The organism is Pelagicoccus albus, from assembly GCF_014230145.1.
GTDB classification, from domain to species: Bacteria; Verrucomicrobiota; Verrucomicrobiia; order Opitutales; family Opitutaceae; genus Pelagicoccus; species Pelagicoccus albus.
The window spans coordinates 180,593-194,273 of record NZ_JACHVC010000008.1 but is presented as its reverse complement, the minus strand read 5'-3'; the positions used below and the strand labels follow the sequence as shown (position 1 = coordinate 194,273).

The 13,681-nt window shown below is 52.3% G+C and carries 12 protein-coding genes; 5 read left to right on the top strand and 7 right to left on the bottom strand.

Going from position 1 to position 13,681, the window contains the following annotated elements:
• Positions 1-26 precede the first annotated feature (26 nt).
• From nhaC to H5P27_RS09240, 4 genes are all read right to left on the bottom strand, one after another.
• Positions 27-1,439: a Na+/H+ antiporter NhaC gene (nhaC, locus tag H5P27_RS09255; protein ID WP_185660119.1), complete on the bottom strand. Its 1,413-nt coding sequence runs from the start codon at positions 1,437-1,439 to the stop codon at positions 27-29.
• Between the two features lie 10 nt (positions 1,440-1,449).
• Positions 1,450-1,986 carry an AlkZ-related protein gene (locus H5P27_RS09250; RefSeq protein ID WP_185660118.1) on the bottom strand — a complete coding sequence of 179 codons (537 nt, stop codon included), beginning with the start codon at positions 1,984-1,986 and terminating at the stop codon, positions 1,450-1,452.
• A gap of 46 nt (positions 1,987-2,032) precedes the next feature.
• Positions 2,033-3,709, bottom strand: a complete 1,677-nt coding sequence (locus H5P27_RS09245) for a hybrid sensor histidine kinase/response regulator (RefSeq protein ID WP_185660117.1) — start codon at positions 3,707-3,709, stop codon at positions 2,033-2,035.
• A 219-nt stretch (positions 3,710-3,928) separates the two neighbouring features.
• Complete coding sequence (locus tag H5P27_RS09240) at positions 3,929-4,528, bottom strand: LURP-one-related family protein (protein ID WP_221774664.1); 600 nt, start codon at positions 4,526-4,528, stop codon at positions 3,929-3,931.
• 128 nt (positions 4,529-4,656) lie between these two features.
• Here H5P27_RS09240 and H5P27_RS09235 point away from each other — a divergent pair, with 128 nt between their 5' ends.
• Positions 4,657-5,718 (top strand): tRNA dihydrouridine synthase, encoded by a 1,062-nt coding sequence (locus H5P27_RS09235; protein ID WP_221774663.1) that lies wholly within the window; start codon positions 4,657-4,659, stop codon positions 5,716-5,718.
• A 71-nt stretch (positions 5,719-5,789) separates the two neighbouring features.
• Here the strand turns inward: H5P27_RS09235 and H5P27_RS09230 are convergent, their stop codons facing one another.
• Entirely contained in the window at positions 5,790-6,323 is a 534-nt protein-coding gene (locus H5P27_RS09230) for an iron-sulfur cluster assembly protein (protein ID WP_185660116.1), read from the bottom strand.
• Positions 6,324-6,339: 16 nt separating this feature from the next.
• On the bottom strand, positions 6,340-8,136 hold the full coding sequence (gene sppA, locus H5P27_RS09225; protein ID WP_185660115.1) for a signal peptide peptidase SppA: 1,797 nt from the start codon (positions 8,134-8,136) through the stop codon (positions 6,340-6,342).
• Between the two features lie 193 nt (positions 8,137-8,329).
• Between sppA and H5P27_RS09220 the strand changes: the two genes are divergently transcribed.
• Both H5P27_RS09220 and H5P27_RS09215 read left to right on the top strand, forming a co-directional pair.
• A complete protein-coding gene (locus H5P27_RS09220) occupies positions 8,330-9,835 on the top strand; it encodes a TonB-dependent receptor (RefSeq protein ID WP_185660114.1) in 1,506 nt (501 codons plus the stop codon).
• Between the two features lie 47 nt (positions 9,836-9,882).
• Positions 9,883-11,376 (top strand): phosphate--AMP phosphotransferase, encoded by a 1,494-nt coding sequence (locus H5P27_RS09215; protein WP_185660113.1) that lies wholly within the window; start codon positions 9,883-9,885, stop codon positions 11,374-11,376.
• A gap of 87 nt (positions 11,377-11,463) precedes the next feature.
• Here the strand turns inward: H5P27_RS09215 and H5P27_RS09210 are convergent, their stop codons facing one another.
• Entirely contained in the window at positions 11,464-12,063 is a 600-nt protein-coding gene (locus H5P27_RS09210) for a ribbon-helix-helix domain-containing protein (protein ID WP_185660112.1), read from the bottom strand.
• Positions 12,064-12,300: 237 nt separating this feature from the next.
• Between H5P27_RS09210 and H5P27_RS09205 the strand changes: the two genes are divergently transcribed.
• Together H5P27_RS09205 and H5P27_RS09200 are read left to right on the top strand one after the other, a co-directional pair.
• Positions 12,301-12,480: a hypothetical protein gene (locus tag H5P27_RS09205; RefSeq protein ID WP_185660111.1), complete on the top strand. Its 180-nt coding sequence runs from the start codon at positions 12,301-12,303 to the stop codon at positions 12,478-12,480.
• A 76-nt stretch (positions 12,481-12,556) separates the two neighbouring features.
• The gene (locus H5P27_RS09200) at positions 12,557-13,681 is read left to right on the top strand and encodes an ABC transporter ATP-binding protein (protein WP_185660110.1); all 1,125 of its coding nucleotides are present in this window, start codon (positions 12,557-12,559) and stop codon (positions 13,679-13,681) included.

Sequence of the window (13,681 nt, the reverse complement as noted above, 5' to 3'; positions counted from 1 at the left end):
GCCCTTTTGGCGAACGGAATCTTGTTTTAGCTCTCTACCCTAGAAACAGGCTCCTTCCCGTCCGCTTCGTCAATGGGGGTTAACGTCCATCCTTTGAATCCCAACAAAATGGATAGGATCGGGTTGAGCAGATTGAAGAAGGCATAGGGCAAGTAAGCGAGCGGATTGACCGCTAGGACTGACATCATAAAAACCCCGCAGGTATTCCATGGAATAAGGGCAGAAGTCACCGTCCCCCCGTCCTCAAGGGCTCGAGACAGGTTTTTGGCCGCTAGATTTTGTTTCGTGTAAGCATCCTTGAACATCTTGCCGGGAATAATGATGGAAAGGTACTGGTCTGAGGCGATCAGGTTCATCCCAAGGCAAGTTCCTACCGTGGCAGCGACTAGCTGCCCACTGGTCTTGGCCAACCTGAGCAAAGCTCCGGCAATCTCCCGAAGCATGCCTCCCGCTTCCATGGCCCCGCCAAAAGCCATAGCGCAAACAATCAGGGATATCGTCCAAAACATGCTCTCCAAACCGCCTCGCGAGAGCAACTCATCGATCTCCGCAATTCCAGATTCGGATACAAATCCGCTCTGGGCAGCCACCAACATATCGACCAAGGCTTTATCCTGTACCCAGATTCCAAGCACAACCCCAATCGCTCCGCCCGTTAAGACGGATGGCAAGGCCGGAACCCGAAGCACGATCAAACCGAGTACGGAAAGCGGAGCGAGAAGCAGCCAAAACCGAAAAACAAATAGCTCGTTCAAAGACTCGGAAAGCGTCGCGATTCGGGTCCCCTCTTCCACGCCGATATCTACGCGAAGTCCGATCACGGTGTAGAGAATCAGAGAAATCAGTATGCTTGGACCACTAGTCCATAACATGTGGCGTATATGCTCGAAAAGATTGGTGCCCGCGACTGCAGGAGCGAGGTTCGTCGTTTCCGAAAGCGGAGACATCTTATCGCCAAAGTAAGCTCCGGAGACGATCGCGCCCGCCACCATAGGCAGCGGAAATCCGAGCCCCTGCCCTACTCCCATCAGAGCCACGCCAACCGTACCAGCAGTTGACCAGGAACTTCCGGTCGAGAGCGAGACGATCGAGCTTATCAAACAGGCGGCCGGCAGGAAAAAGCCTGGCGACAGTAGCTTAAGCCCAAGGGTGATCATGTAGGGAACGACGCCGCTAGCGATCCAGGTTCCAATCAGCATTCCGATTGCCATGAGGATCAGGATCGAGGGCAAGGCCACCGATATCCCTTTCACCATCCCCATCTCGAGCCGCTCCCAATCGACGCCCTTCGCCGCAGCGACCAAACCGGCGGCAACAGTCGCAATCACGAGGGGAATGTGCGGCGATATATCAAAAATACGGATACCGACATACAAGGATATCACCAATACAAAAACCGGGCACAAGGCCACGGGCAAACTCATCGGACGTTGCTTCATTTCGGAGTAATCAATCTTCAAACCCGCTGTACACTTCGTCGAATGGCAACCAACGGTCTCGCGTGTTTCCTGGTTCGTTTTCCCTTACCACGTTCAAAGTAATTTGCAGTTCCTTCAATGCCGTCTCGAATCGGCTTTTTGTACAGCCAAATCTCTCCATTGCTTCCCGGCGAATCTCTGAGCTCGAGCCGGGGCTTAATCGAATAATGTCGAAAACCTGCCGAGCGAGCGGCTTGCATTCGCTAATATCGCGCCGGTTCGCAGGATAATGCGTATCCTTGAAGTAGGACATACTCATCAGCACGGCAACGCCTCCTTTGATTTTACCGTAGTAAACATCGTCTGGATACAGGGCGGGCAAGTCCGACTTCCACGTCCAGACTGCTTCCATTTTGGCTCCCCATTTAGTATTGCCGCCCGTTCGGTGCGGTAGGTCGACTGCATCCCAAAGCGACTGCACGCCTCGCGCCTTCTGGCTAAAAATGGTGCAGATTCCTACCGATTGGATAAAATCAAACGCTTCCTCAATAGTGGTAATGCCCGCCATGCAGAGGACTATGGCGAAAACGATCCCTGCTTAAAAAGCTAAAAAACTAGGCTAGATTGAGCGCCTCCTTAAGGCGATCTATCATGATCGGCTTGGTAATGTAGTCGTTCATTCCCGCCGCTAGGCACTCCGCCCGGTCGTGCTCTATGGTGTATGCCGTCACGCCTACAATCGGCACATCGCGATTGATGAGGCATGATCCGCTCCCTCGTACCAGTCGAGTCAGGCTTATGCCGTCTAGCTTAGGCATTTGCACATCCATCAGCACCAGATCGTAAGGTCGATCTCTTAGCATGGAGCAGGCTTGTTCGCCATCCAACGCCACATCCGTATTCATAAAACCTAGACAAGCCGTCATGGAACTGAGGACTTCAAGATTTGTTTCGTCGTCCTCTACGATAAGGATACGCGAGCCGTATTGAGCCTTTTCCGTTCCCGCTTCCTTAGGAGCTTGGAAGGTTTGATCAGAATCCGCGAAGCGTAAAGACACCGAGAAGGTGGAACCTTGTCCTAAACTGCTGCGGCAAGAAATCTGCCCCCCCATTTGCGTCACCAAACGTTTGACGATAGCTAAGCCCATCCCAATGCCAGCGTTCTTTTCGGACCGCTTTATGATTTGGTGGAATGGACGGAAAATGAGCTCGTTTTGGTCTTCCGCCAAACCGATGCCCGAATCAATTACCTCGATCAAAAACTCAGTCTGGCCCGCGTTCAGGCTGCGGCTCAATACTTTGACTCGGACGCCGCCTTGGTTGGTGAATTTGTAGGCATTGTTAAGTAAATTGGTCAGAATCTGGCGCAAGGCCACCGCATCGAATTCGGAGGTCAATTTGGGTCCGTGATGATCGAAATCCAAAGTCAGACCTTTGCATGAATACTGGGCCCTAAACCCTCGCACAGTTTCAGACAGGACATCCACAACGTCCCCGGGACTTGAGCAGGATCCGGATTCGCCTCCCGACAGATGAGAGTACATGACAAAGCTGTCAACCAGACCAACCAAGTGCCCACCACAACCTTCAATTGTATTGGCGATGTCATTGATCTCACTGCTTTCGTCCCGCATGCGAAGTAGCTGGGCGAAACCCATGATGGCATTGAGTGGAGTTCGGACCTCATGCCCGATCATACCTAAAAATTCGGCTTGTTCCTGATCCCTCCTGTTTAGTTCGGCCTTGAGACGATCCACCTCGACCGATCGCTGGCAAGCGAGGTAGGCGTTGGAAACCATTTGGGCAAACTGGCAGAGAAGCATGCCAGTCCGATCATTGACGCTTTCGCAGGGTATCAGATCGTCGACAGCGACGAAACCGATCACTTTTCCATCGGAAAAAAGTGGAGCGGAAATATGCCTCCCTTTTCCGAGAATCTTGGAATCGGAGGAACGCAATTCGCCGAAGGCATTGTCGTAGTAATGCTTCGAGTCTTCACAAGCCTCTGACATGGCTTCCACAAAACGAGCATAGTCGAACAAGCGCTTATCCCTTTCGTCTACGACCTCCCCTTCATCGTTGACGCCATAAGTGCCCCGGAGTCGGCCACTGTCTTGCTCCACTAGCCAAATACCGATTCGTTCGAAACCGAGAAGGGTCCGGCCAAGCTCTACCGCGACACGAAAAACGGAATCCGTATCTGTCTGTTCAAAAAGGTCGGCGGATATCCGCGGAAGCTTAGAAAGATTGTTTTCCAGCCATTTATCTGCCGAGCTGGATATGCTGCTCATCGCAATAAGGGCTTAGCCCATGGGGAAGGTTCATTCATGTCAAAGAGTGGGATCAAGGTCCTCGCAAACAAGGTACGTTCGTGAGGACATCAGAAAGTAAAACAAGTCTCGCCGTTTTTTCAAATTTTCAGGGCAAGAGGCGGGGCAAGCTCGAACAAGGCCGCGTCCCTTTCGGAAACGGTATTTCCTAGTTAAGTTTCCTTGGCGGCGGATGCTTCCTTACTCCTTAAGCACCATATCGATGCACATAACCGCTGCGATAATGAGCTTGCGAAGCGGGTGATCCGAATCGAGCGATTCGTCGATCGAAAGCATATAGGTGTCCGCAGTTGTGAATAACTCTTTTCCGAATCCAGACCATTGCTTGTTCACTCGCGCGAACTCGACCCCGTCCAATCCGAAGGAAAAATCCCACCCCGTCCACTTGCCTCTTAGGGAGCAAAGCACCATGCCGTCCGCTCCATAGACATCGAACTTTCCGCCCAAGGAAAACAACTTCTGCTTGAAGCAACCCAGTAGATTGCCTTCCCCATCGAAGACCTCCACTTCTGAAAGAAACAGCGATATGCCGCGCTTTATCTCGATCAAGTTCTCGCCACCGGGCTCTCGGATCTCGATATGGAAAGGCGTCGCTCGCTTGTAATCGGTAAACCTGAGCAACTTGGTGAAAACGCCCAATTTTTCCTCCCGGCATTCAAGGACAAGGCGGCCCGATTCAGGATCGAACATATCGTAATTGTTGGCGGCTTTAAACATTCCAACATGCTCTTTTACGACAAAAGCGTTGTAGGAAAGCGGAGGGGTAGAGTCGTTATCCATGAAGAGCGATTAAGGAGCTCCCGAATCTTTCCGCAACGTAGAATCACCGCCACGCTGCCGACTCTTTTCATTATCCCCATTTCGCTCTTCACTTTTGCTATATCTGACTCCATCCCCTTGCACCCAACATGAGCGACATTCAGCCAGGCAGAACCCAAACGCCTCTCCCACCTCCCATCCAAGAAGGGCAGCCACTGACTGCGCTCGCTCCCATGCAAGACGTCACCGATCTCCCCTTCATGGCAGTGATCGCCAATTGCGGAGCGCCAGACTACTTCGTAACCGAGTATTTTCGGGTGCATTCCCAATCTCGTCTGGAAAAGCACATACTGGAAGCGGTGACCGAAAACCGAACCGGTCGTCCAGTCTTCGCACAAATGATCGGCGAGGACATTCATCATCTGGTTCGCTCCGCCAAGGACCTGCAGGAACATCCGATCGCTGGCGTAGATCTGAACATGGGTTGCCCCTCCCCAACCGTCTACAAAAAGCAATGCGGCGGCGGCTTGCTTCGCGATCCGCAAAAAGTGGATCAGGTCCTAGGCGCTTTGCGTGAGGCAGTCCCGGGACTCTTCACCGTAAAGATGCGTATCGGATTTTCCGATACTGAAAACTTCGAAACGATCCTCGACCTCGTCAATAAACATCAGGTCGACCTGCTAAGCCTTCACGGCAGAACCGTGAAGGAAATGTATCGCTCCGAAGTCCACTACGACTTCATCAAGCGGGCTGCCGAACGGATCAGTTGTCCGCTACTGGCAAATGGCGACATTACCTCGGCCGCTAAAGCTCGCCAAGTCCTCGATTACACGGGAGCCGCTGGCGTCATGGTCGGTCGACATGCCATTCGCAACCCTTGGATCTTCCAGCAAATTCGAGACGACCAAGCCGGCTTGCCCATATCCGAGATCCCATTGTATCAGGTCAATCGCTACATAAAAGAGCTCTACGAAGCCGTCAGCAAGCCCCACGCTCCCGAACAAGCCCAAGTCAACAAGATGAAGAAGTACCTCAACTTCGTGGGACAGGGCGTGGACCCGGAAGGCAAGTTTCTTTACGAGATGCGAAGGGCCAAATCGAAAACCCAGCTATTCGACATCTGCGATCGCCACATGCCGGAAGACGGGGACGGCACCTTCGCCCCAGAACCCTACCAAGGCGTCATCGCCCGCCCCAACTGCGAAAGCTAATTCCGAGAGCTTGCTCCACAAAAAAGCCCCACCGGAAAGTGGGGCTAGATAGATTTAAATAGAGCGTGAGATCAAACGATCCCTAGTACCTTGCGACCTTCTTCGGAGATCATTTGCGGATTCCAAACTGGGTCCCAAACGATATCTACCGTCGCCTCGGATACCTCGTCCAAAAGACTGATACGAGTGCGGGCATCTTCCGCGATAACGGGTCCCATACCGCAGCCTTGGGCCGTCAAAGTCATCTTCACGAACACATTGCTTTGCCCCGCTTCGCTCGGTTCGATTCTCAAATCATAAATGAGTCCGAGATCCACGATATTGATTGGGATCTCAGGGTCGAAACACTGGCGCAAAGCGTCCCAGACGGAATCCTCCAGGGAACCGCTCGTTGACGCGGCCTCGGAACCAGATTCGCCCAAGTCGACTTCCTCCAAGGCGTCGACGTCGAAGCTGGCGATGCGAAACAGACCGCTACCGGTCCGTACGGTTACGTTTCCTCCCAGGGTTTGGGTGATAAATACTTCGGTCCCTTTTTCCAAGGTGACCGCGTTGCCAGCCGGGATGGCTGTAGCGCTGCAATCGCGAGTGAGTACTGTTTCCATAGTTTTGCGGGATAGGCTAGTCGATCGAGATCGTGTAAGGCAAAACCGCATACACGCCCTTCGGATCGTTGTACAGCGAGCTTATCTCGCCGATCTCCCTATAGAGACGGACAATCGGACGAAGGGCAACATCCGTCGACGCGTCCGCAGCCTTTTGGGAAGTCACCGCAAAGAGATCCTCCAGGAAATTTCCAGCTTCCGGCAATTCCACGATAGCGGGCAAACTGCCAAGTCCGGCCTGCTCTCCGGCAAAAGCGATCGCGTCTGCCAAACCGCCCAGCTCGTCGACCAGACCAATCTCCAAGGCATCCACGCCTGACCAAATTCTTCCCCCAGCGATCTTGCGTACCTCCTCCAGCGGAAGCTCACGCCCTTCGGAAACTTTGTGCAGGAATGAATCGTACACGATATCCACGTGACGCTGAACCAGCCCCATCTCCTTTTCGGTTTTGGCCCTAAACTGTCCCATCAAGTCGGCATGCTCGGTGGTCTTGACGGTATCAAAATTCACACCGTGCTTATTGGCCAATTCCTCGTAGTTGAAGAAAACGCCGATCACTCCGATCGAACCGGTCAAGGTGTTGGGCTGGGCGAAAATCTTATCCGAGTAGGCGGATATCCAATAACCACCAGAGGCCGCCACGCTTCCCATGGATACGACAACTGGCATTTGTTCCTTGGCTAACCTGACTTCGCGCTGAATCACTTCGCTGGCTAAAGCGCTGCCGCCTGGCGAATTCACACGTAGCACCATGGCCTTTACCTTTTTGTCCTGACGGGCTTTGCGGATAACACGAGCAAGCGAATTTCCGCCGATCTGCCCATCTTTCCCTTCTCCGTCTACGATCGATCCTTCCGCATAAATCACAGCCACCATGCCGTCGCTGGAATACATCGGATGAACCACCTCTAACAGGTAATCGTCGATCGCTGTCTGCACAAAAGAGTTAGACTCACTCTCCAAACCGGAGATTCCCTGCATCTTCGCGATCAACTCGTCGGTGTACAGCAGTTCGTCTACAAGCCCAATTTCCGCAGCATCATCCGCGGCCAGCATTCCAAGCTCGTTCAGCTTGGTTTCGTAAGTAGCGGGATCGAATTCCGCTCCGGAAGCGATTACCCCCAAATATTCCTGCCAAAAGTCAGCCAGCACCGCCGAATTCGCCTCGCGAGCTGGATCGCTCATCCCTTCCAAAACAAAGGTTTCCGCAGCCGCCTTGTATTCTCCGGCTCTAGTAACCTGCACCCCGATCCCGTAGCGATCCATGAAGCCTCCCAGGTACGGATAGCTCATCGACATGCCAGAATCGCCAACCACGCCCTCTGGGTTCATGAAAATCTCGTCAGCCGCCGAAATGACATACATGTCCCGAGCGCTTGGATACACGACATAGGCATAGACCGGCTTTCCAGAAGCCTTAAAGACTTCTATGGACTCGCGTACTTCCTTGAGAGCCGCAAATCCCGAGCTATATCCGTCCACTGCAAACGATCCTGTCAGCAGCAAGGCTTCGATACGGTCGTCATTCGCAGCCTCCTCCAGGCCTCGCTTCAAGCTCAACAGGGATAGGCTTCGGGAACCCGCCCCTCCTACCACTTCATCGATAAATGCGTCACGGGTCATGCCCACCGGCCTGTCTTGGACCGAGGCGGACATATCGAACACTAGAACGCTGCCGTTCGCCACTTGGGGGACTGGCTGGCTCATCGAGCCGATCAGCCCTACCATGAGCAAGAAAAAGAGAAATAGGCCAAAACTGGCTACCGCGAGGGCCAGCAAGGCGGCAAAGAACATCTTAAAAAAATCCTTCATACTATTAATAGAAAAACACTTAACCTAAACACTCCCATCGACCCCTGTCCGCAAACCTAAACTGGACTTGGCTGCACTGTCGCTTTTAACGCAATTGTCGGATCCAACAAAGATCCCTGTTTGACCTAGCCTTCCCTGAGCCTAGAACCTTGAATACAGCATAAGGCTCCACGCCCGAAACTCTCCTCACGACATGGAAACCAATTCCGAAACGAGCGAATTCCTCACCACCAACCGCAAAGCTCTCACCGTCAATCTCGACGCAGCAAAATACGGGACTTTCGCCGAAATCGGCGCCGGACAAGAGACGTGCAGAAACTTTTTCCAGGCTGGAGGAGCAGCCGGAACCATCGCCAAAACCATGTCGGCTTACGACATGACTTTCAGCGACTCGATCTACGGCAAGGTTGGCCGCTACGTGTCGAAGGAACGCGTGGTCAAGATGATCGAGCACGAATACGCCCTGCTCGAAGAACGCCTCAAGGACGAGATCGGCTCGGAACGTACCTTTTTCGCCTACGCCAATACCATGAAGGCGAAGAGCTACCGCGGCGGCGACGACACTCATGGCTGGATGGGGATCCGTTTTCAGGCTTCCCCAGGCGGACCTCCCAACGAGATTTATCTTCACTGCCGCATGTGGGATCCGGAAAACGTGCAGCAGCAACACGCGGTCGGCATTCTGGGTACCAATCTGATTTACGGAGCGTTCTACCACAACCACGACGTCGAAAAGCTGATCGAATCCCTTGTCGACAATGTCGGAAACGAACGCATCGAGGTTGACCTGATACACTTCTCCGGACCTGTCTTCGAAGGCGTCGACGAACGAATCGCCAATCTTCACTTGGTGCGACGTGGCTTGACCAATGCGGTGCTCTTTTCCCCCAACGGTGAAATCACCCAGCCCTCCGAGGCCCTTTACAAGAAAGCCATTCTCGTGGAGCGAGGAAGTTTCCGCCCGGTTACTCGAGTAAATATCGACATGCTCAAGTGCTCTGGGGCCCAATTCATTCAAGAGCCACTTATTCAGGGCAAGGACGTCATCGTCTTGGCGGAAATAACCATGAACAACCTGCTGGCTTCCGGGAAGCTAGACTACGAAGACTATCTCGCCCGTATCGACCTGTTGGGAGCCACCGGAAACTACGTTCTGATATCCAACTATTTCGAATTCTATCGGCTGACTTCCTACTTCCGCCGCTACACCAAGGAGATGATTGGCGTCTGTATGGGCATCAACAACCTCTTGGAAATCTTCAACGAGAAGTACTACTCCCACCTCGCGGGCGGCATTCTGGAATCCTTCGGCCGACTTCTTAAAAACTCGGTTCGCCTCTACATTTATCCCATGAAGCAACGCGCCTACCGGCGCTATCTTACCCTGCTCGCCGAGTCTCAGGACAACAAGGTTGCCGAACCGATCGATGGGGCCAACATAAGCGGAGGCCTAGCCGACGAGCTCATCATTACCTGCAACAACCTGCGGGTAACGCCTCAGCTAACGAACCTCTACCTGCACCTCTTGGAAAACGGATACATCGAGCATATCCGAGGAATCGACGAGGATCTGCTGGAAATTTTCTCGCGCGACATCCTAACCGCTATCGCCGAAAACGACCCGATTTGGGAAACCATGGTCCCCAAGGCCGCCGCCGACTTTATCAAAACGAAAAAGCTTTTCGGATACTGCGGCTGACATAAAAGCTGCTAAGCCTCATTCGCCATCCGACCAACAATCTGTATATGTCTGAAAATACAACCGACTCCGACGCCCACACTTCCACCAAAGCTCAACTGAAAGAACTTTCTCAAAAGCTGGGAGTTGTGCAGCGAGAGGCGGGCAGCCTAGGCATTCCCTCCCTAGTGATCGTGGAGGGCTTGGATGCGTCGATGAAAGGACGGCTGCTAAACGAAGTGCTTCTGGAGATCGATAGCCGCTCGTTCCGCGTCTACTCGACTCACGCAGGACAACAGGATCCTCGGCGTTATCCGCTCTTGCACCGATTCTGGAACAACACCCCCGCAAAAGGGAAAATCCAATTCTACGACCGCGGCCCCTACTACCTCGTACTGGATTCCTGGGCAGAGGGAAAACTCCACGAAGACGAATTGCCAAGCTACTGGGAAGACATCGTTAACTTCGAACGGCAGCTCCACGACAGTGGAGTAAAGATCGTGAAGCTCTTCCTCAACGTATCCAAAAAGACGCAGGCCAAGCGTTTCCGGAAGCTGGAAGACAACCCCAAAACAGCCTGGCGTGTCACCCCCAAGGACTGGCGCCGCCATCGCCAATACCGCTCCTATCTGGAGACAGCAAAGCAAGGGATGGAAGCCACCAACCGCGACTACGCCAGCTGGCACACCATCGATACCGAAAATTTCAAAACGGCCCTAGTCGACGTTTACAACCACATCATCGATACGCTTGAGAACGCGATCGAAGAGCAAAGAGCCCTCCTCGCCCTGCCAAAAGAGGAGAGAAATTGGGTGACGTATCAGGGGCATAACTACCTTGCCGATACCCAATTCGAAGAGCCGATGGACCGTCAGCTCTACAAAAAGACCTTGAAGCAGCGGCAGGAAAAAATCCATGAGCTCGTGCATGAGATCCACAGCCACGAGCTCCCTGTCGTCATCGCTTTTTGCGGATGGGACGCCGCCGGGAAAGGGGGATGCATTAAACGTCTCGTCCAGAGTATCGACCCGCGTGGCTACGACGTAAATCCAGTCGCCGCGCCCAATCAAGTCGAGCTAAGCCATCACTACCTCTGGCGTTTCTGGAAAGAAATGCCACCCCGTGGAAAGATCGCAATATTCGACCGCTCCTGGTACGGCCGCGTATTGGTGGAGCGAGTTGAGGCCCTCTGCTCGAATGACGATTGGCAGCGCGCCTACCGCGAGATGAACCAGATGGAAGAACATCTCGCAAAATTCGGTACTACCATCCTCAAGTTCTGGCTCCATATCGACAAAGATACTCAGCTGGAGCGTTTCGAAGCCCGCCAAACGGATCCGCTGAAGAATTGGAAGATCACCGATGAAGATTGGCGAAATCGGGAGAAATGGGAACGCTACGAAGAGTCGGTCAACGAGATGATCGAGAAGACGAATACCGATTACGCTCCTTGGAAAATCATTCCCGCCAACTGCAAGATGAGAGCCCGTCTTGAAGTACTCGATACCGTTATCAGTTCACTTAAGAAAGCAATCAAGCGAGCACGTAAAGCAGCTTTGTAATAAGCGCTTTTCACCCAATTTCGAACCACAAAAAAGCCGAGGCAGTTACGCCTCGGCTTTTGTGCAGAAAAACTAGAGGAGAAGAAATTACTTCTTCTTTTTCTTAGCCGCCTTCTTCTTGGCTACCTTCTTAACTGCTTTCTTGGCTACCTTAGCCACCTTCTTGGCAGGTGCCTTCTTGGCTGCTTTCTTAACAACCTTCTTGGCAGGTGCCTTCTTCACTGCCTTTTTCACAGCTTTCTTGACTACCTTCTTAGCAGCCTTCTTAGCAGGTGCCTTCTTGACGGCCTTTTTAGCTGCTTTCTTGGCTACCTTCTTAGTCGCCTTTTTCGCAGCTTTCTTAGCAACCTTCTTGGCAGGCTTTGGAGCTTTTTCGATTCCAGACTTGCTAGGAACAGTTGGCAATTTTTCGAGAGCTGCGCGGAGCAGTTCACCGATGCTTACCTTCTTGGCCTTGGCGAGCTTCACGAGATCTTTCTTCTGTGCGAGTGGAAGACGTACCGAGATCTGGCGGTGGTCTTCTACTGCTGGAGCAAACCCAGCGTAATCGAAGCCAGCGATCGCATGGCGAATAATTTCGCTTTTGGATACGCCGAGCTGCTTTTGATATTTATCGAGGACAGAGATGAGGTCTGCCTTCAGATCGAATGTGAGAGGAGAACTCTCAACGCCTTTTTTAGCGGCCATAACTTTAGTATGGTTAGGATTAACGGTTTATTCGGTGGGAATTTTAAACCTCTTATTACCGATCAGATACTTAAAAACATTAGATTTTCAAACATAAACGCGTTAGTATTTTTTGGGTACAAGCAGTTTTTACAATAAATTACGCCATTTTGGGCCCGTATCCAGATAATCTGAACCAACTCACTCTCAATTCCTACAAGTGTATCCAGTTCATAAAACCGGATACGGGAACCTTCAATGAAGTGCTGCGATGTCGGAAAATGGACCTCGATAGTAAGCGATTCATCGATACACTTCGATACGTCTCAGGATGAAATTACGATGAACGCCACCTCTTCGATTCGTATTGAAAACGGAAATGGCAACCAAGGACGGATTCATTTCCAGCAAACCCAGAGCCTCACGAGCTCAGACTAAGAAGTTGACAGAACTTGCCCACTATCACGAATCTCGAAGTCCCAAACCTTGAAACGATCATTCGAACAAAACCAAAATGGCTACCGTTGAATTAAGCAAACTGCTCAAGGTTTACCCAAACCGAAAAGGTGAAGATGTCAGGGCTGTTAACCAGATAGAGCTTTTCATCAAAGATCGTGAATTCATGGTGCTGGTCGGACCATCCGGATGCGGCAAGTCCACCAGCCTTCGCATGATCGCGGGATTGGAGGAAATCTCCGGCGGCGAGATCAAGATCGACGGAAATGTCATCAATGAAGTCGCTCCCAAAGATCGCGACATCGCTATGGTCTTTCAAAACTACGCCTTGTATCCACACATGAGCGTCTACGAAAACATGGCCTTCGGCTTGAAACGTCGTAAGTTAAAAAAGACGGAGATCGAGCGACGCGTAAAAGAGGCGGCCCAGATTCTCGGTATCGAAGATCTCTTACAGCGAAAGCCCTTCGCCCTTTCTGGCGGACAACGCCAACGCGTAGCTGTCGGACGGGCCATCGTTCGAAAACCCAAAGTGTTCCTTTTCGACGAGCCACTTTCAAATCTCGACGCGAAGATGCGAGTATCCACTCGAGCGGAAATCTCAAAGCTGCACGCCCGTTTGGCCGCTACCATGATTTACGTTACGCATGACCAAGTGGAAGCGATGACGATGGGAGATCGGATCTGCGTGATGAACGATGGCAATATCATGCAGGTGGCCGAGCCTCTGGAAATCTACAACCAGCCAGCCAACATGTTCGTCGCCAGTTTCATCGGTAGTCCGCCCATGAATCTTGTTGCAGGGACTATAACGCAGGAGGCGGATGCCCTCTACTTTTCCGCAGACAACTCTCCGCTCAAGGTGCGACTGAGCAACGTACTGGCAGAACCCGCTGCCAACTATCTGAACAAGCCTATCGTTTTGGGCATACGTCCAGAAGATATACAGGACACGCGAGACTTGGCTGACTACGAACCTGAACACACAGCTCAAGTAGTCGTCGACGTGGCAGAACCCATGGGCAACGAAACCATACTCTACCTTTCGTCAGGTCAGCAATCCCTCATCGGACGTATCAGGAGTGACGTCTTAATTCGATCCAACCAAAGTCTGTCTGTCCGGCTAGACCTGAGCAAAGCGCACCTGTTCAATCCGGATACGCAAGCGAACATATCCCTCTGA